Genomic DNA, 19,829 nt, shown 5'->3' with positions numbered 1-19,829 from the left:
AAAACTTTCAAACTGCTCGTAAGCTATCTTTACAAACTACATTACCCATCAATTAGTTAATCAAAAGCAAATGCTTACTAGTAAATAATCCAGTTACCTATCAAATCAGGAACTAGTTTAACATGCTTCTTCCGAGCGGTCCGTCACCAACGGGTGGTTGATTAGGTGACTAACAAAAACGCCACCCCGTAGGATGACGTCGTTAGGTTCTATTTCAAATATTGTTGCGTGTACTTGGTCAAGGACACGCCTTTTTTGTTCGCCTGCTGTAAGGCCACGCGAACATCCTGATCACTCATCGCATCGGCTTGGCCCCCGGCCGCACTGATGGTTTGACGGGCGGAACTGATTTGGCCGGCCGTAATGACCTTCCCGTTCAATTCCTTTTGTTTCTTAGTGACCGTGTACTCGTTGGAGCCCTGGTAGTTTTGCGCGGCAGCAGATTCTGACGACGTCAACGACGCGCCGTTACTACTGCTATTGCTGGTCGTGCCCGAATTGCTGCTACTGGTCCCCGCGCCCGTAGTGGGACTCGTGGACGTGGTCGCTGCGGAACTACTATTAGTGACCACACTAGTCTGCCCCGCGTTGTTGGCCTTCCGTAAAGCCAACGCCTGGGTATACAGATTCTTGTAGTAGACCTGTTGGAATTTACTATTATTGAACAGCTCGTCCAGAGTTGTGTTGGACGTACCGTAATTTAAGGCCTGGTTCTGATCCTGGGCCCGGCTAAGGATTTGTTTGAATTGCGTCACGTTGGCCCGAATTACCTTAACCTGCTTCAGGCGTTTGGTGGCCCGGTTCACCAATACGGTCGACCCACTCTTCGTGGTCTTAACCGTCTGGTAACGGGCTTGGGCGTGCCCAAACTTACGCGCGTCCATCGCATTTTCTCCGGACACGAACCGTTGCGTTTGCGTTAAGTACGTTTGCGCGGTCTCATCGTTCAACCGCCGCTTTAAAGCGTTCTGGAAGTAACTCTCGGCTTGTGTATAATCTTTGTTCTTCAAGGCTGTTCGCCCGTTCGTCATTGCCGCTTGGTATTCCTTCGCGGTTGCGTGATGGTTGGAGTAAGCATAACCACCGATGAGCAATGCGACCACGATTGTCGCGACGACCCATACCCATTTTTTCAAAGTGAAGACCTCCGCTGGTTTTTATAGCTTCATTATACCATGCCATTTGGTAAATCCGGTAAATTTGCAAACTTCGCTCAAGGTTAAGCGGTTACACTGAGTCGCGACCCTTACGTTCCCGCCGGGTAAAGGCGTATAATGGCGTAGTAATTCTGTTTTCCTGATTGGAAGACAAACGAGAAAGGACCCCTGACATGCTTGAAAAAACTTTTTACAAAACGTTTCTTAGTCACACCTTCAACATCCCCGTCCGCGTAAACTACTGGGACGGTTCCAGCGACGTTTACGGGACCGGCACTCCCGCTAACACGATTACCATCCACCGGGCAATTCCAATCAAGGAAATCTCCCGTAACGCGTCCATCGCGTTAGGGGAAGCCATCATGGATGGCACGATTGAAATCGATGGCAGCATCGAAGATCTTTTGACGGCTGCGTACGAAAATGCGGACAGCTTCTTCCATAATAAGAAGTACATTCACTTCTTACCGAAGCAGAAGCACACCGAAAAGGAAAGTAAAGCCGACGTTCAAAACCATTACGACATCGGCAATAACTTCTACCAACTCTGGCTGGACAGCACCATGACCTACTCGTGTGCCTACTTCGAGACGCCCGACGATGACCTGGAGACCGCTCAAGTCAACAAGGTCCACCACATCATCAAGAAGTTGAACCCACAACCGGGTAAAACGCTCCTGGACATCGGGTGTGGCTGGGGCACGTTAATGCTCACGGCCGCTAAGGAATACGGCTTACACGTGACCGGGATCACCTTGAGCCAGGAACAATACGACTACGTGACCCAACGGATTAACGACGAAGGTCTTCAAGACGTTGCTGAGGTCCGGTTGGAAGACTACCGGGAATTGGGCAACGAACAGTGGGACTACATCACCTCCGTGGGGATGTTCGAACACGTCGGCGCCGAAAACTTGGGTGAATACTTCAACTGCGTGCAAAAGTACCTGATGAACGACGGTGTGGCCCTGATTCACGGGATCACCCGGCAACAGGGTGGTGCTAACAACGGCTGGTTGAACAAGTGGATCTTCCCCGGTGGCTATGTACCTGGCCTGGTGGAAAACACGACCCACATCATCGAAAACGGCTTACAAATCGATGACATGGAACCCCTGCGCCGCCACTACCAAAAGACGGTGGAAATTTGGGATCAAAACTTCAACCAACACCGTGAAGAAGTCACTAAGATGTTCGACGACAAGTTTGTCCGCATGTGGGACCTGTACTTACAGGCCTGCGCGGCATCCTTCAAGTCTGGGAACATCGATGTGATTCAATACTTGATTTCCAAGGGCCCTTCTGCCCGGATGTTACCGATGACGCGAGACTACATGTACGCTGAAACGGATAAAGTAACTGACTAACTTGCTTCAATGGTTGCGGCCGCGGACCGTAACGCCATAAAAAGGCTCACCCACTACGTCTGATCAGCGTAGTGGGTGAGTCTTTTTAGTGACCGGTCAGTACGGAAAACGCCATGTACAGCAGGCATAGACCGATGATGATCTCGGCTAGTGCAATCGTGATAACTACCCCCTCGAAGAATTATCCTCACACGTGTGAGGAATACAAGACAAGCATGGAAGAAAAGGATTTAGGCACGGAATCACCCCCACACGTGTGGGGAATACTGAGGTAACGAGGGTTAATGTAAGACAGCGTAAGAATCACCCCCACACGTGTGGGGAATACTTATAGATATGACAATCAAAACGGTGTTAAATGGAATCACCCCCACACGTGTGGGGAATACCGTGAAACGCGACCAACCCGTCGTGAACGTCATGGAATCACCCCCACACGTGTGGGGAATACACAAAACGTTCACGGAAACGGGCCGGGTGAGCGGAATCACCCCCACACGTGTGGGGAATACCAATTTTTGTCACTCCCTATTTTGTCACGCTAGGAATCACCCCCACACGTGTGGGGAATACAGGCCACGTAGCTCCCTAACCTTTTGGATTTGGGAATCACCCCCACACGTGTGGGGAATACCCCGACTCGCTTGTACTTGGTCTTGAATAGCTGGAATCACCCCCACACGTGTGGGGAATACCCAGGGGGCCGTGGTCTACGCCACCGAGCACTAGAATCACCCCCACATGTGTGGGGAATACACTAAAAAAGGGCATCCCCTTAAGGTGCCCCAGGAATCACCCCCACACGTGTGGGGAATACTTACTAAAGGGGTCGAACCCGTCTAGGCTCTCGGAATCACCCCCACACGTGTGGGGAATACCCAAAACTAGCGGCACGCCGGACGGGTACGCGGGAATCACCCCCACACGTGTGGGGAATACCTTCAAGTAGTGGACACTAGGCAAGTCGATAAGGAATCACCCCCACACGTGTGGGGAATACGTGCTGGCGGTGCCTGAAAGGGGATGCCCGTGGGAATCACCCCCACACGTGTGGGGAATACACTAAACAAATCCCGACAGATCAGCATTCTTAATCTCACTAATTACCGTTTTACATTAACTTGTTTTTCTTATTATACCTATTAAGAGGCTTTCACTCAACAATAATTAGATACATCCTATTAACTAATATTTTTATAAAAAAACAGGGTCACCCTTCTTGGGTGGCCCCACCATTTAACGATTTACTAGATTTATTTTATTCAGATTACCATCGACAGCAGGAACACGCCAATCAGTCCCGTAATCACAGAAATTGCCATCGAACGCGTCCGATACGCGATGATGATGACGATCACCGCGGCCAACATTTCTGGCACCTGCGTGAACATCAGCTGGTAACTCTTACTATCAATAAACACATCTTTGACCACCAGAGCCGTGAAAAGCGACACGGGGACAAACTTCATCCATTCGTTAAACCACTCCGGAATTTCTCGCTTGGTAAACAGCATCAGCGGGATAAACCGCGGCAGGAAGGCAACGAAAAAGCCGAGAATAATTAACCAAAAATGTTGCGTACTAGTCCACGTATTAACTGTACTCATAAACTTCTCCCTGCATCCTTATTTTTCATCCGAACTTTCTACCGCCGACTGTTTAGCCCCCGGCCCCCGTAACTTCCAGAGCCAGTGACTATCCGGTAGCCGCTTACGTAACGTCGTCTCCAACCCGAACCCAATCAGTGAAGAGATGATGGTCGAAATGACCAGGCCAAGTGTCGACTTGGTCAGCATCATGCAGACCGCCGCGAGTACCCCCGAAATCAGGCAAATAACGACCGTTAAACGGTTCTTAATCTGCATCACGATCATGTAGAGGAACAGGGCCGTCAACGCAAAATTGACGATGCCAAGATCAATTTTAAGTGCGCTCCCGATCAAACTCCCGATGACGTTACTCATCGCCCAAAACAGCAACGAGTAATGCTCCACCATCAAGGCTTCCTTACCCGTCCACTTCTTATCCGTGGCAAACTTCAGGTAGTTGATGGCATAATTTTCGTCATTAAGTGAGATGGCAAAAATAAATAGAAAGCGGTTGGACTGACCTTTTAAGTAAGGAGATAGACTCGAACTTAAAAGGGCGTACCGTAATTCCAAGAAAAACAGCATCAAGACAATTGAAAGTAGTGGGGAATTAATGGTCAACATCGTGGCAATTAAAAATTGCGCCCCACCGGAGAAAATCAATAAAGAAACTAATCCGGTCAATAGGGTATTGAACCCTGCCGCGTGGAGCAAAATCCCACAAGCCAGCCCGATAGGAATGTAACTCAAGTTAAGGGGCATGGCTACCCGCAGTGTCGACCGCCATAAGGGTTCGTTGGGGTCGGGCACTCGCTTGGGGTTTGGCCTTCGTTTATTCAAGAATGTTTGCCTCCGTCGAATACTCTGAGATATGAAATGCGTTATAAAACCACACGAGGATATTTTACCATGTTTCACAAGATTTTCATACCGTAACCCGAACATTATCAAGGGTCAAAACCACTTTTTCGGGGTTGGCCCCCCCGCCTTTGTGAAAATTCTCGGTGACTTTTCATCATAAAATAATGCGACCTAAACGCGAAAACGGCGGCGGACCAGAGCGATCCACCGCCGTTTTATACAGGTTACTTTTTAAGAATGCCGCCGACTGGTTGGATCTTCAACCGCCTGCAACTTCTGATTATCGTCTAACTGGGAAACACCCATCAGGTGCTTCTTTTGTAACCAATGCATGGTTGGGTACAGCAAGGCCAAACTAATGACCGTGAAGAGGGCTAAGACAAAGACCGCTTGCCACTCGACACCGCTACCCATCCCATCCGTAATGGCTTGCCGGAATCCGAGGATTGAGTAAGTCATTGGTAAGAACGGATGAACCACGTTGTAGAAGTGATTAGTGACTTCCATTGGGAAGGTCCCACCGGAACCCCCTAATTGAAGCATCAGGAGAATCATGGCGATAAACCGCCCTGGGTTGTCCAGGAGCATCGACAGGAACATAACGATGAACATCGACGCTTCCGAGAACGCTATTGAAAGGATGATCAGTTGACCTGGATGTTCAACTGACAGCCCCCCTAACATCATCAGGGACGGTTCAATGACGGCCATGGCCAGAGCTTCAACGGCCCCAATCGAGACCTTACTGAAGAACCAGCCAGTCGCCGTGCCGCCTTCTAACGACACCTTCCGAATTGGGAAGGCAAAGTTGAAGACCAAGGCCCCCACGTAAAGCGCCACAGACAGCACGTAAGGTGCTAAGGCGTGCCCGTAGTTAGGCACGTAACTGTAGTTCTTGTGGGCTAACTTAGTTGGCGAGGAGAACATATCCGCCGTCTTGCTAGTCAGTGGTTGGTTGTTGATCTGGTCGGCCCCAGACTTCAGGGACTTAGCCAACTTACCACTCCCGGCATTCAGCTTCTTGGCCCCGGCGACTAACTTCGGACTGTTTTCGTTCAATTGAGCTGAGCCATCGGCTAATTGGTTTACCCCACTAGTCAACGTTGGCACGTTGCTAGCTAATTGGGCGGTCCCACTAGCCAGTTGACTGGCCCCACTGTTCAATTGTGGCGAGGCCTGGTTTAACTTGTTACCAGCTGCGGTCAATTGACCCGTGCTGGAATTCAACTTGTTCCCGGCAGCCGTTAATTTCCCGGTGCTCGAGTTCAGCTTACTCCCAGCTGCGGTTAATTGACCCGTGCTGGAATTCAGCTTGTTCCCGGCGGCCGTCAGCTTACCCGTGTTGGCGTTCAACTTGTTGACCCCGGCTGCGGCCGTTTGCAGACCACTGTTCAGAGTGGCGGCCCCACTGGCGACTTGGCTGGACCCAGACTTCAAGGCCTTACCATTCTTGGCCAGTTCGGCAGTCCCGTTCAAAATCTGCGTGATCCCGTCGCTTAAGGTTGGCACTTGTGCATCTAAGCTAGTCAACCCGTTCTTCAAGGTCGTGGACCCGTCAAAAGCCGAGTCAACGCCGGAAGTGTAGGTCTTCACCCCGTTAGTTAAGGTGTCGACCCCTTGGGCTAAGGAGGTCCCTGACGAAGGGTTCACAGCCGCGTTCAACTGTGAAACGGCGCCGGCGAATTGTTTCAATTCTGCCACTTGAGTTTCTAAGCCTTTAGTATCAGGTAGGTTTGAGATTGCTTCCGTTAACTGTGAATTAATTGCACTTAACCCACTCGTAATGCTAGCACTATAGGTCACAATTGCCGTAGCATCCTTGGCAATGGCTTCCATGTTACTTGAATCGGAGGAACTAGCAGTCGTGTCACTGCCAGTCGTTTTAGTTTCTTCCGTCGTTGATGTCCCACTATTAGAAATGGCACCCGTCTTATCGTTAGCGGCAGCCGTTTCCGACGCTAACTTAGACGCTAACGCACTCACTTCTTCACTGTTATCTTCCTTAGCGGCTGCCGCTTTTAAACTGGCAGCTGTGGCAGCGGCTTCTGACGTCGCGTCCTTAGCGGCGGTCACCGAAGAGCTATCCGCACCATTACTGGTTGTCTTCGTCACCGTCGTCGCTGGAGTAGCCGCTGAAGTCGTAGCCCCGCTCGTCGCACGCTTCTGAATGTCACCAGCGTACTGGCTAATTCCAGCAACCCCTTTGCTGACTTGGGACAGCCCAGAATCTAAGGCTGCAACTTTATCGGACACCCCATTTAACCCAGAAAGGTCAAGTTGGCCTAACTGATTAGTAACTGCATCGGCAGCTGTCCCTAACTTGCCCACACTGCTAGAAAGTTCCGTTGCCTTAGAGGCTAAGCTTGAAGCCCCATCGTTCAAGGTCCCCGAGTTATTGCTTAATTGTGATAAACCAGAGTTCAGTTCACTACTCCCGGCAGACAATTGGGAAACCCCACTCTTCAGTGGTCCCACGCCAGCGCCCAGCTTTTGAACCCCGTCGTTCAACGTGTAGACCCCATCGACGTACTTGTAAACGCCGCTGTTCAGGGAACTAGCCCCGGTACTCAGTTGCTTAGTTCCGGCGGTCAGCTTAGGCATCCCCGCACTCAGTTGGCTCACACCGCTGGTAAACTGGTTCACGCCAGACGTGTACTGCCCCACACCGGACGTGTATTGGTTAACCCCAGACGTGTATTGCCCCACACCAGACGTGTATTGGTTGACCCCGGCGGAGTATTGCCCCACACCAGATGTGTATTGACCGACACCCGACGTATATTGCCCCACGCCAGACGTGTACTGGGTCAGGCCGGATTTCAACGTCGCGGCCCCATCGTTTAGCTTTTGAATCCCCGTGGCCAACGGCTTCACGGAGGTTTGCATTTGCTGTAACCCGTTATTGAGCTTCTTCACCCCAGTGGTGTAGGTGTTCAACCCATCCGTCAACGTGGTGGTCCCGTCCTTCAATTGAGCGGAGCCCGTGGCGGCCTTGTCCATCCCCTTGCCGACCTGGTAAACCAGCTTAAAGGTGGCCTGGGCGTAAGCCTTCGTCACCTTAGCGCTGATTTCGTTCTGCAGCTTGGTGGCCCCAACTTCACTCATGACTTCGGCGATGTAGTTGGCCGACGCGTTGGTGTTATAGGTCAACGTCATCTTCTTAGGATGTTCGTCTAACGCCGTGGCTGCGTGGGCCGAGAAGTTCTTAGGAATCGTGATGACCGTGTAATACTTACGATCTTTCAGTCCCTGGGCGGCCTGTTGTTTGGACACAAACTTCCAGCCCAGTTGATGATTCTTCTTCAGGTTGGTGACGGTCTGGTCACCCACGTTTAACTTCTGGCCCTGATAGGTCACCGGTTTGTCCAAGTTAACTATCGCGACCGGTAGCTTACTGGTTTCTCCGTACGGGTCCCAAACGGACCGCAGGAAGAAAATACTATAGAGGAATGGAATAAACATAATTGCTAAAACGGAAATCAGAATTAACCGATTATGCCGAATATAGCTCCATTCGCCTTTTACCATTTTCAAAAGTTCCAACTCCCTTTATCCTCAAAATATCCTTAAAAATTGCGCGTTTTCAGCTAATCATAAAAGTATACTCGCACACTAATACTTGACTTGTCAAAAAAGCAACAGGTCGTCAACTATCTTTCAATTACTGAAAACACTTGGTACATCAACGTTTTCAAACGGTTTACCCGATTATAAAAAAAGTCATTGTTTCATTAATCCAAGTTAGTTTTTCACTCCGGTTTTCTGACCGTTTCGCAGTCCACATGCTTGCAATAACTTGGCACCATAAAAAACGTGCGCCCAGGATCAGCTCCCGAGCGCACGTTTCGTTTTCGCGTGAATGATTTAGAACAGCGCAACCACCCAACGCCACATCCGGACAAAGACGTTAGCCTTTTCCACGGATTGAGTCACCTTCAGTGGCACTTTAACCGTCTTGGTATTGCCCAAGAAACCGAGTTGATCACCCTTCAGTGACAGGTTGGCGGTCCCGATTTGTTGGTTCTTGGTCACGGGTGCCTCCAAGGCGTGATCCTTGGTCAGGCTAGCCTTCAACTGCGGCTTAGCCGTGATGTTGCTGGCCACCTGGTCGTTACGGAGCCACAGCTTAACGTCATCGGCCAAGGCCGTCTTGGCGGTCTTTTCCTTGGCGTCGTGGGTCGTGACCGTCTTGGCACCGGTCACCGCTTGACCAGCGTGATAAGTCACCGTCTTAAAGTTGTTATAGACGTACGACATCATTTTTTGGGTCTGTTGGAACCGCGACGGGTCCGTTTCGGACTTGTGCGCGGCGTGCAGGACCACCGTGATAATCCGGTTACCGTTGTTGTGCGCGGTCCCGGTAAAGTTAGCCCCGGCCGCGTCGGACGTCCCGGTCTTCAACCCGTCCACGTGCAACTTAGTGTACGAAGCGGTCAGCCCCTTCAACATCCAGTTCCAATTCTCCATCTTGGTGGCGTCCTTGGTCCCCTTTTCAAACCACATTTTGGCAATCTTAGTGGTCTGCAGGACTTCCGGATACTTGTTCAGTAAGGCCACGGCCAACTTAGCTTGGTCGGCGGCCGACCATTCGTTTTCGGCCTTGCCAGCAACGTTACTGTACCCCAGCGCGCCCACTTGCTTGTTGGTCAACCCACAGGCGTTATAGATCTTGACGTTGGTCATTCCCAACTTCTTAGCCTGAGCCTTCATCTGGGTGACAAACGCGTGCGGTGATCCCGCCACGGCACTTCCCAAGGCTTCAATCGCCCCGTTGGCGGAGTAAATCAGTGAGGCCTGGTACAGAGACTTGACCGTGTAGCTGTGACCCGCCCGTAGTGGTACGTTGGATAAATCGGTGTTCTCGGCCACCTTAGCAATCGGCTTACTGATGGTAATCTTCTGATCCCACTTGAGCTTACCGGCGTGAACCGCCTGCAAGACCAGGTAAATGGATAGCAGCTTAGACATCGAGGCGACCGGTAAAGTCTGGTCGCCATTTTTTTCGTACAGAATCTGACCGGTCTGCGCATCAACGGCGATACCGGCCTTAGCTTTCAGGTTAACCGTCGAACTTGTGGTACTCGTGGTTGCGGCGTGGGCCGTGACCGTGGGCGTCACTGCCCCGGTACTCAGGCCACCCGTCAGTAACGTGACGGCCGTAACGACCCCCACCATCAATTGGCGTAAACGTTTCAATGCAAAACTCTCCTGTTCTTATGTAACCGTGGTCGAGACCACGGTTGAATTTAATTGGCCGTTCCCGCAGTTTTTAACCGTTGGGGAACCGCTAAGGGGTGCGCGTGTTCCGTTGGCAGATGAATCACAAAACTGGTCAGGGCGTCATCGGATTCGACGTAAATGTACCCGCCGTGTAGGGCCACGATGCTTTGCGCAATCGCCAAGCCCAACCCGGTTCCGCCGGTCTCCTTGGAACGTGATTCCTCGACGCGGTAAAACCGTTCAAAAATCAGTGCCAAGGACTTCTTGGGAATCTTCGGTCCGTCGTTAGTCACCCGAACCTCCAGCTCGGCGGCAGAAATACGTTTGGCGACCAGATTGATGTGCTTGCCACCATCCCCGTACTTCAGTGCGTTGCTGACCAGGTTGTTAAAGATGCGGACCAACTTCTCGGGGTCGGCCTCCATCATGAGCGGCGTCGCCCCCACGTTAGCCCCGATATCCATGCCCTTCTTCTGGGCCTCCAGTTCGAAGCTGGCCGCCAGTTGTTCCAGCATGGCCCCCAGGTCGATCTTGGTCAGACTTAACGGCGTATCGGTCTGACGCACCTTGGTGTATTCAAACAGATCATCAACTAACGACTTCATCTGCTTAGATTTTAAAAAGGCCGTGTGGGTGTATTTCAACAGGTCGTCTTCCGAATGGTATTGCTTGTCTTCAATCAATCCCAAGTAGCCGATGATCGACGTCAACGGCGTGCGAATGTCGTGACTGACGTTGGTAATCAATTCGTCCTTGGACTTCTCAATCGCCCGTTCCTCATCCATCGAATGGATGACCGAATCCACCAGCGCGTTAACCGAATCCACCACCCGTTGCACGTCACCACTGACCCGAAACGGAATCCGATGGTCGAAGTGCCCGTTGGCAATGAAGTGTAATTCTTCAATAATATGGTGCAGCTGCATTTGTTTGTAGCGACGAATCAACCGCCACCACACGACTAACGCATCGGCGACCATCATCAGACCAATAAAGAGGTTTTCCCAACTCCACAACTGATAGTGATGGGGACCTAACACCACGGAGCGTTTAATGATGAAGATCCCGTCGCGCAGTCCGGGATTACTCTCGATGGCCTGAACGATTAAGACGAGTAAAGCTAAGTTCAACATGAGCAACAGGATCACCGTGACCACGCCCTCCATAAACAGGGCGCTTTTCTCGCGGGTCGTGAGCTTCATGCTGGTGGGATTAGTGGGATTCAATCTTGTACCCCACGCCCCAGACCGTTTGGATCACCTTTTCGCCGTTCGTGGCTTCTTCAATCTTATCGCGCAAGTGACTCACGTGAACCATGACGGTCTTGGCCGACACGATGCTTTCCTGCCGCCAGACCCGTTCGAAAATCTCATCGGCCGAGAAAACCCGGTTGGGATGACTGGCTAATAGGTAGAGAATCCCAAATTCTAGGGCGGTCAACGACACCGTCTTCCCGGCAATCGTCTTGACCTCGTGGGAATCCTTGTTAATGGTCAACGTCCCAATATCCAAAACGTCGGGACTGTCATCGGTCACCTGGTCTTGACTCCGCCGCAACAGCGACTTGACTCTGGCCATGACTTCCAGCGGGTTGAACGGCTTGGTCACGTAATCGTCGGCCCCGGTAATCAGCCCCTGGATCTTATCCATGTCACCGGTCTTGGCCGACAAGATCAGAATCGGGATTTGGGAGTCTTTCCGGACTTCCTTAATCACCTCAATCCCGCTCATTTCAGGCATCATCACGTCTAGGATCATCAAGGCGATGTCCGGCGTCGTGTGCAACTTAGTGAGCGCTTCCTTACCATTATATGCGGTTAAGGGTTCGTAGCCTTCGTTTTTAATGTAGATTTCAAGTAATTGAGCGATTTCCTTGTCGTCGTCGACAACTAAAATTTTCATCTTTACGTTCTCCTTCACAACAACCGCTCGTCTACGAACGGTCAGTTTCGGCATTTATGACTAGTGTATCAAAAAGTCTGTCAGCAAATCGGCCTTCGCTTGAACCTTTACCGAGGTGTAAGGCCTTTTAACAGTTCTTAATTTTACACTAATTGCCAACGTCTAGCTACCACGGACCATTTTCCCAAGAACCACCCTCACTGGTCAAAAATGGTCAGACAAATTTCAGCCCCGTAAACCTTCCCCTCTCCCAAACGGTCACGTGGCGGTGGCTTTCCTAGTCGCCAATGGCACACCCCTTTAACCAATTTACGCCTATCTGGCGATAAGTCGCTCGCAAACGTTCGTTATTTTCTCCTCGGCATTTTGTTAATTGATGGCAAAAATCAAGACTCCCCCGAACCGTTTGGGGGAGTCTTGATTCGATTGGATTTTAAACAACCTAAATTTGTATGGTAAACAATCGGTTTTTAAGTTTGGCCACAATCCCTTATGTGTAACCATTTTAGGATTACTTTACCCCATAAAATAATGGTTTATACCCACTTCGTAAAAAATGTCCCCTTGAAACTATCCACACTCGCCAAGTTGTGCGAACAATTCAAAGCGGTTTCAAGGCATACTAACATTGTTCAAAGGGAAGAGCAATTTAGAAATTCAAAACATTCGGAATTTTAGAAAGTGGGTTAAAAATCATGTTCGCCAAAATCATCAAACAAATCGCCATCGTCTCTGCAACCTGTGCCTTAGCCTTCACCACGTTAGGTGGGTCCGTTAACGCCGCTGAAAATGCTAAAACCCCAACCTGGGGCGCTTGGAAGACCACGACGATTACCTACAAAACCGATGTTTCGTCTAACTACTACAAGGGTGTTTGGAAGAACGCCGTTAAGTCCTGGAACAAGGTTGGCGTTGTTGAATTAGTTCCCGCCAAGAGCGGTGCCAAAGCCGACATCACGTTGACGTCTTCTAACTCTTTAAAGACCAAGGGCGACGACCTCGCCGGTTACACCAACTACTCTTACTACCAAAAGGGTGGCGATGATAACCAAATCGTTTCCGCCACCTCGACGTTAAACAAAAAATTATTGACTAAGTACAACTACACTAAGACGCAACGGACTAACGTAGCCACCCACGAAATCGGCCATGCCTTAGGCTTAAGCCACTCCAAGTCCGAAGCTAGTGTAATGTACGCCAGCGAACGGTACGCTTCAATCGACCAACAAGACAAGGTCGCTTTACAACAAGCTTACAACAACTAAACTTCATCCCACTTTCTAAAATCCCGAATATCAACCCCCGCCAGGACCGAATGCCTGCCGGGGGTTTTTAATACGCTATTTTTACCTGTCCATAAAAAACGCACCACCCCTGGCTAAAAACCCTAGGAGTCGGTGCGTTTCGTTACATTTATTTACTTGTAGTTCGGTGCCGCCTTGGTAATTTGAACGTCGTGCGGGTGAGATTCCCGTAAACCGGCGTTGGAAATCTTGACGAACTGGGCGTTATCAATCAGTGCTTGAATGTTGGCACTGCCGGTATAACCCATCCCGGAACGCAGGCCGCCGATCATCTGGAAGATGATGTCGTTGACGCTACCCTTGTAGGCCACCCGGGCTTCGATACCTTCTGGCACCAACTTGTTGGCTTCGTTGACACTGCCTTGGAAGTAACGGTCCTTAGACCCCTTCTCCATGGCTGCCAAGCTCCCCATGCCCCGGTAGGACTTGTATTTCTTCCCACCGTCTTCGATCACGTCGCCAGGGGCTTCGTCGGTCCCGGCAAACATGGACCCGAACATCACGGCGTTCCCGCCGGCGGCCATGGCCTTGACGATGTCGCCGGAGTACTTCATACCCCCGTCGGCAATGATTGGCTTACCGAATTCACGAGCCACGTTCGCGGCATCATAAACGGCCGTAATTTGTGGGACGCCGACCCCGGCAACCACGCGGGTGGTACAAATGGACCCGGGACCGATGCCGACCTTCACAACGTCGACGCCGGCTTCGAACAGAGCACGGGTGCCTTCACCCGTGGCGACGTTCCCCGCAATCAACGTGGCGTCCGGCAATTCTTCGCGAATTTGGGCGACCTTGCGTAACACCCCAGCGGAGTGACCGTGGGCCGTGTCGATGATGATGGCGTCGGCACCAGCGGCTAACAACGCGTGGGCCCGTTCGGACGTGTCGGACGTCACTCCGACCGCAGCGGCGACCAACAAGTGATTGTTAGCGTCAACGGCGGCGTTCGGGTGCTTAGCGGCGTCGTTTTCGATGGCCTTCACATCGGCCACCATTTGGGCTTGTTTATCGGTGGTCATGTTCTTGTGAATGACCCCTAACCCACCGTTGTAGGCCATGGCCGTGGCCATCTTCGTCTCGGTGACCGTATCCATCGAGGCACTCAGGAACGGAATATTCAACTTTAAGTTTGGCGCTAATTGGACACTTAAATCGACTTCATCCGGCAAAACGTGACTTTCCGCGGGAATTAATAGTACATCATCAAACGTGATTCCTTCTTTAGCAAACTTCGTGTCCCAATTAGACATAATAGTTGATCGCTCCTCTGTGATTTAGTCTCAGGCTCGGTTAGGAATCCTGGGAGATATTGTTTTCTAATTTACCAGCCAAACCCCGGGCGGTCAAGGCTTCTCATCGAACTTTCATGGTTTTTCAGCAAAAACACCATCGGTCACGAGATTTTCACGGTCATTATGAAGAAACTAGTGATGGCATTATTAAACTTATTTCAAACTCAAAAGACCGTTCCCTACAGAACGGTCCAAGTATTAAGCTTTAAGCCTTAATTTTTAGCGGTTAACCGACGTTGTCGCTGGAGCCACCGCCAACAGCCAACGCCAATCAAACTTATCCAGGCCAACCAGGTTAGCCCACTGGTCAAGTACTGCACAGTCGTACGCTGATAGACGTAGCGAATCTGACTGGTCCCGGTATTCACGTGAATGTGGACCACACCATTACTGTCGAGGCGTGGTGTCTGTTCGCGACCATTAACGAAGACGTGGTACCCGTAATAATCCAGTTGCGGTAACTTAATCTCTTGCGCCGTCGTACTCTTCACCGTGTAGACCAGTCCGTTGGCTACGGGGCGCACGGCTAGCTGTTGTAATGACGCCGGCTGTTGCCCGTTAGGTTGGGTGTTCATGACCGGAATCGAGTGTGTCCGGACCGCCGCCATGGAAACCAGTCCCCGTTGCGCCACATAATCGGTCGTAGTGTCCCGCGTAGCGTTGGCCAGATAGGTCGCGTTGGTGACCACTTTAGCGTTATTCGGCCCGACCGAACGGTAAAGGGTGGCACTTGCGCTAAAGGACAAACCCACGGCAATGGCTGTCACCACCGGAACCACCATCAGCGTTCGTTGGAAGGTCTTGGCTCGGGTAACCACCATCACGGCCCTGGCGCCAACCAACGCTAACGGGAAGTCGGCCATGGCCAAAAACCGCCATGGAAATTGAATGGTTCCCAGTAAGCCTTGAAAGAGGGGCCACGGAAAGAGGTTCGTGGCCAGAAACACGAAGATGCCCCCCAGGACTAAGCAATAGCGGTCAAACGGTCGCAACTGCCGCCAAACGATGATGGCCAGCACGCTGGTAACCAATAGTAAGACCCCGAAATTGATTGCGTTGGAGGCGACCGCATCGTTTAACGAGTTCCAAAGCAGATCACCTAAGTGGGTGGCACTGTCCGCCAACGTGTACTGGGCGATTCCCAGCTTACCCACGTGACGGAGTTGCTCTACCAGCGGTCCCAGAAAGCTTAGTGACAGCAAAACGGCCAATCCCGCGGCGGCGCCGAAACGTAACCCCCGTACTCGGAGTTCCTTACGCCGCAAGCCCCAAAGGCTCAGCATAATGATGACCCCGACACTACTAAGGACTAGTGAAATCACGTGGGTCAGCGCAATCAACGCCATCCCCACGGCCAACCATGGCCACTTGTGGTAATCACCGATCGTTATACTGTAGACCCCATAGAAAATCAGTGGTAGAAAGGTAAAGACGATGCCTTCCGCTAATGATCCCCGCACGAAGAAGTCCAGGAATCGGTATTGCGCAAACCCGTAGATTACGGCGGCTAAGAAGGCCTGGGCCCGACTCGGAAGTAAGCGCGCTGCGACCATGGCCGCCACCCACAAGGTCAAGACGTTCAATAAAACCAAGAAAACGTAATACCCACCGACGCCGCTAGCAATGGTTTGCAACCAAGCCGCCGGTAATAAAGCGGCGGCCGGGTAGAACAGATTGATGGGATAGCCCCACCCGCTAAAGGCCGCGGTTGAGACCGCCGGGATCTGCCACCAATTGCCGCTCAGCTGGATAGCCTTGGCTAAGCCCTGAATCCGGTTCAGATGAAACCCCAGGTCATCGCCCAAATAAATTTTGCCGGAAAAGCCCCAGGGTAAGATCCAAATCAGGCTGAGCACAACAAAACTCAGTAGCTCTAACTGCCACCAATACTTGGTAACTACTCGTCGCATCAATTGCGTCATTCTACCAGACTCCCCCACTGACGCCTCATAACATTCGTGCCTTCATTAATTTCCTTTCCGTTGGAATAGCCAATACGTCACGTTCATGTTTTCAAAACTCTGTGTATGTTGCGCAACATACCGGTAATTGCGGTAGAGCGACTTACTCATCTGAGCGGTCCCCGGATTCAAGTTGCCGTCCGTGATTTGCCCCGGTTTATACGATAGCCCCTTCCAAGCTTGTGGTGACTTCCCCGCAGGCGTGTTAAAGACCACCCATTCCACCTGCTTATGGCGAATTGCGTTGACCTGTGAATTCAGGATTGTGGGATCGCTTCGGGCCGGAATGTTGTAATTCTGGAAGTAATACTGGGTCGGCACGGCCCCCGAAGCGGTGTAAAAGCCCATATCAATTGAGCCATAGTTCAGTAAGGTCATTTTCCCGGTCGTTTGGGCCCGCATCAAATCACCAAACTCGGTCTGTGCGGGTGCCTGGGGCACCTTGGTGTGCCGATCCGTCACGGACGCGTTGTTAGGAAACAACCGGGAACTGGTGAAGTTGTTGTTGACGCCCAGCACCAGGAATAAGCTGACCAGAATCGTTGCCAGAATGGTCAAGACATCGTCGTCACTGCGAATCGTTTGCCGGTCGAAGAAGAGCTTGCAGAAGTAAATCAGCGGCAAGACAAAGAATGGAAAATAAACCAATTGATAGTATTGAAAAACGTTCCCGCTACTGTACCCGTACAGCGCAAAGATGTCGTTCCCCAAAAAGACTAACAGATATAGGCTCTTGGCGAAGGTCCCCGGTAAGATATCCGTCCGGAAGGTGATAGCCAGTGTCCCCACCAGGCCCAACATGAAGAAGACCACGCTGGACAAGAAGAACTGGGACAAGAGGCTGGTCGATTGTACCAGATTGGCGAAAAACGACACGGACGACGTCATGTAGACCTGCGTGTTAAACAGAAAATACACAGCGATAAAGCTCTTTAACCCGTGGACCACCGCAAAGTAGACAATCCACGGCACCGTTGCAAGCAGAAAACCGGCGCCACTCCAGAGAATCAGCTGCTTTAACATCAACCAATTCTTCCGCCGCAACAAATAAACGCCCATGAACAAGTAAAAGACAATCCAGCCCCCCAACAGCGTGTACTTTGAGAAAAATTCAATCCCAACGAATAAACCCTGAGCGAAGAACCACCAAGGACTGACCCGTAAGTGGTGCACCACTAGTAACATGATTAGATAAATCAACGATAGAATCAGTGGCAGGGCGAAAAATTCCGCCGTGTCCCCATAATCGTAGTACGGGTGGTACAAAAACAACGCGGGCGATAGAATGCCGACCAGTAAAGCTTGCGGCGTGGTCAACACCAGTTTAGCGATTCGGTACGTCAGATACATCGACGCAATCAGGGTCAGCGACTCGTAGAAGTAAATGAACACGAAACTCCGTTGCGCCACTAAGTACGCGATGACGTGCAGCAGGTAAATGTACGGTCCCTTTTGTTCAAAGATATCTTTATATAAGACCTGACCGTGCGCCATGGCCTTTCCCACCGTGAAAAAGGCGTTGTTATCCGGCGAATAATCAAAGTAAAACGCCGGAGACGTATACGAACAGATCAACATGATAAAGAAGCCCAGTAGCGTAAACAATGCCAGGTACTGGCACTCCCGACTATTCAATTTTGCTTTTAATTTAGCCAACACACACGGTCACCCATTCTCCCCCTGAGATCAAGTCCTCACCGTGGCAACGAGGGTTGTTCTCGCCGCTATTCGGTTCGCATTATGGGGCAGCTAACGGGTGGCTTCAACCATTTCATCGTGAAAAAAAGCCGATCACTAGATCACCTTACAATTAATTTAGTTATTGATTAACCGGCTACCACGTACTTCACGGTCGTTGCCGGGTGTTGAGCAACTAGCACCGTCACGTAAAACGGTCCGGCCGTCAGGGTCCGTAATTGTTGCTTGGAAAGGGACACCGTGAGCTTCCCCCGCCGAGTGACTCGCACCACCCGCACGACCTGATGGGCCTGGTCGCGTAGAATCACCGTCATCCCCCGCTGCCCGTGATGAAAACGCAGTTGTCGTTTCTTCGGTCGAATCGCCTTGAGCCGTAAAGTCGGCCTAACTAGCTGCGACTGGGTCGTTAACGGCCCCTTGACCACCGGTAAATGTTTCTTCCGAGGCACAATCACAATCGTTTCTTGATCCGCACGTGGGTCCACACTAGCCGTCGTCATCTGAATCAATTCCCCCAATTCTTCCAACTCCCTTTCAAGTTAACTTACGCTGTATTATACGAGTCGTCATTCTCCCCCACCAAGTCGAAACCCTTCGCTGCTCGCAATTTGCTATGAATCTGCTTGTGGAAAGGGTTTCGCTTGCATTGGGCCGAAAAAAAACGCCGGAGACTAGCATCCCCTGCGTTTTTTAAACTCAACTTCGAGTTACTTGAAGATCACATACTTAACGGTGTAGGTCTTGTAACCTTTTTCGGCAACCGTAAAGGTAAAGTACTTGCCGTACTTAGCAATCTTTTCGGCTTCCTTCTTGCTCAACTTGATGCTGAACTTACCGTCGTGCTTGACGTCAAACTTCAGCACAGTTTGGCCCTTGCGGTTCCGCAACGTTACCTTAGCGCCCTTGCGGCCCTTTTGGAAAAGCACAACACGACTACCTTTACGATAACGCAAACGACCCCGCATCTTCTTGGCACTCGTTACGACCTTGGCTGGCTTCTTGGCTGGCTTTTCGGGCTTGCTAGATTCCGCTGAGGAACTGGAACTAGCCGCTGAACTGGAACTGGCTGCTGAGCTAGAACTTACGGCCGAACTAGAATCAGCCGTTGGTGTGGCCGTGTTGCCGCCCCCATCAAAACTAAACGAGGCATTGTAAGTGTCCGACGATGTACTGCTGCTGACCCCACTAGCCGCATTGGCTGACGCACCGTCCGCATGTGCGGAAGTTGCCGCAACACCAGCAAGTGACAACGCAGCGACTAAAGCAGCAGCGTATCCTAAAACCTTTTTCATGAAAACTCCCCCTCAGAGTTTAAGATTATAGTCAGTCGTCGCAGGCATTGGCTATCTACAATCCATTTTAGAAGGGCCCCTACCAGAGTCAAGCATTCGTCATTTTCGGGATCATTTCTTAACGGCTTAATTCGGCAAAACGCACGTCACTTCAGCGATTAGGCCCCCTTTTATTAAAGCCGC

General features: G+C 51.1%; 14 protein-coding genes and 1 CRISPR repeat array. Of the genes, 2 read left to right on the top strand and 12 right to left on the bottom strand.

Going from position 1 to position 19,829, the window contains the following annotated elements; all coding sequences use genetic code 11:
- Positions 1 to 209 precede the first annotated feature (209 nt).
- Entirely contained in the window at positions 210 to 1,136 is a 927-nt protein-coding gene (locus tag FD25_RS07170; RefSeq protein ID WP_057802968.1) for a hypothetical protein, read from the bottom strand.
- 194 nt (positions 1,137 to 1,330) lie between these two features.
- Between FD25_RS07170 and FD25_RS07165 the strand changes: the two genes are divergently transcribed.
- Positions 1,331 to 2,524, top strand: a complete 1,194-nt coding sequence (locus tag FD25_RS07165; RefSeq protein WP_057802967.1) for a class I SAM-dependent methyltransferase — start codon at positions 1,331 to 1,333, stop codon at positions 2,522 to 2,524.
- 177 nt (positions 2,525 to 2,701) lie between these two features.
- Positions 2,702 to 3,585: direct repeats of the CRISPR family, unit length 29 nt; unit sequence GGAATCACCCCCACACGTGTGGGGAATAC.
- 201 nt (positions 3,586 to 3,786) lie between these two features.
- Here the strand turns inward: FD25_RS07165 and FD25_RS07160 are convergent.
- The 6 genes from FD25_RS07160 to croR form a co-directional block, all read right to left on the bottom strand.
- Entirely contained in the window at positions 3,787 to 4,131 is a 345-nt protein-coding gene (locus FD25_RS07160) for an AzlD domain-containing protein (RefSeq protein WP_057802966.1), read from the bottom strand.
- 18 nt (positions 4,132 to 4,149) lie between these two features.
- A complete protein-coding gene (locus tag FD25_RS07155; protein ID WP_057802965.1) occupies positions 4,150 to 4,953 on the bottom strand; it encodes an AzlC family ABC transporter permease in 804 nt (267 codons plus the stop codon).
- 252 nt (positions 4,954 to 5,205) lie between these two features.
- Positions 5,206 to 8,508 carry a YhgE/Pip domain-containing protein gene (locus tag FD25_RS07150; protein ID WP_057802964.1) on the bottom strand — a complete coding sequence of 1,101 codons (3,303 nt, stop codon included), beginning with the start codon at positions 8,506 to 8,508 and terminating at the stop codon, positions 5,206 to 5,208.
- A gap of 330 nt (positions 8,509 to 8,838) precedes the next feature.
- Positions 8,839 to 10,170 carry a D-alanyl-D-alanine carboxypeptidase family protein gene (locus FD25_RS07145; RefSeq protein ID WP_057802963.1) on the bottom strand — a complete coding sequence of 444 codons (1,332 nt, stop codon included), beginning with the start codon at positions 10,168 to 10,170 and terminating at the stop codon, positions 8,839 to 8,841.
- Between the two features lie 50 nt (positions 10,171 to 10,220).
- Positions 10,221 to 11,396, bottom strand: coding sequence for a sensor histidine kinase (locus tag FD25_RS07140; RefSeq protein ID WP_057803035.1), 1,176 nt, complete (start codon positions 11,394 to 11,396; stop codon positions 10,221 to 10,223).
- Positions 11,397 to 11,406: 10 nt separating this feature from the next.
- Complete coding sequence (gene croR, locus FD25_RS07135; protein WP_057733546.1) at positions 11,407 to 12,096, bottom strand: response regulator transcription factor CroR; 690 nt, start codon at positions 12,094 to 12,096, stop codon at positions 11,407 to 11,409.
- A gap of 695 nt (positions 12,097 to 12,791) precedes the next feature.
- Between croR and FD25_RS07130 the strand changes: the two genes are divergently transcribed.
- Positions 12,792 to 13,361, top strand: a complete 570-nt coding sequence (locus tag FD25_RS07130; protein ID WP_057802962.1) for a matrixin family metalloprotease — start codon at positions 12,792 to 12,794, stop codon at positions 13,359 to 13,361.
- Positions 13,362 to 13,513: 152 nt separating this feature from the next.
- Here the strand turns inward: FD25_RS07130 and guaB are convergent, their stop codons facing one another.
- The 5 genes from guaB to FD25_RS07105 form a co-directional block, all read right to left on the bottom strand.
- Positions 13,514 to 14,653, bottom strand: coding sequence for an IMP dehydrogenase (guaB, locus tag FD25_RS07125; RefSeq protein ID WP_057802961.1), 1,140 nt, complete (start codon positions 14,651 to 14,653; stop codon positions 13,514 to 13,516).
- A 254-nt stretch (positions 14,654 to 14,907) separates the two neighbouring features.
- Positions 14,908 to 16,617 carry a glycosyltransferase family protein gene (locus tag FD25_RS07120; RefSeq protein WP_057802960.1) on the bottom strand — a complete coding sequence of 570 codons (1,710 nt, stop codon included), beginning with the start codon at positions 16,615 to 16,617 and terminating at the stop codon, positions 14,908 to 14,910.
- 45 nt (positions 16,618 to 16,662) lie between these two features.
- The gene (locus FD25_RS07115) at positions 16,663 to 18,315 is read right to left on the bottom strand and encodes an ArnT family glycosyltransferase (RefSeq protein ID WP_057802959.1); all 1,653 of its coding nucleotides are present in this window, start codon (positions 18,313 to 18,315) and stop codon (positions 16,663 to 16,665) included.
- A 167-nt stretch (positions 18,316 to 18,482) separates the two neighbouring features.
- Positions 18,483 to 18,872, bottom strand: a complete 390-nt coding sequence (locus FD25_RS07110; RefSeq protein ID WP_057802958.1) for a hypothetical protein — start codon at positions 18,870 to 18,872, stop codon at positions 18,483 to 18,485.
- Between the two features lie 189 nt (positions 18,873 to 19,061).
- A complete protein-coding gene (locus FD25_RS07105) occupies positions 19,062 to 19,646 on the bottom strand; it encodes a hypothetical protein (RefSeq protein WP_057802957.1) in 585 nt (194 codons plus the stop codon).
- Between the last annotated feature and the right edge of the window lie 183 nt (positions 19,647 to 19,829).

This window comes from Levilactobacillus acidifarinae DSM 19394 = JCM 15949 (genome assembly GCF_001434835.1).
Taxonomy (GTDB): Bacteria; Bacillota; Bacilli; order Lactobacillales; family Lactobacillaceae; genus Levilactobacillus; species Levilactobacillus acidifarinae.
Note: the sequence above shows the minus strand (reverse complement) of the source record. Positions and strands in the feature narration are given on the sequence as shown.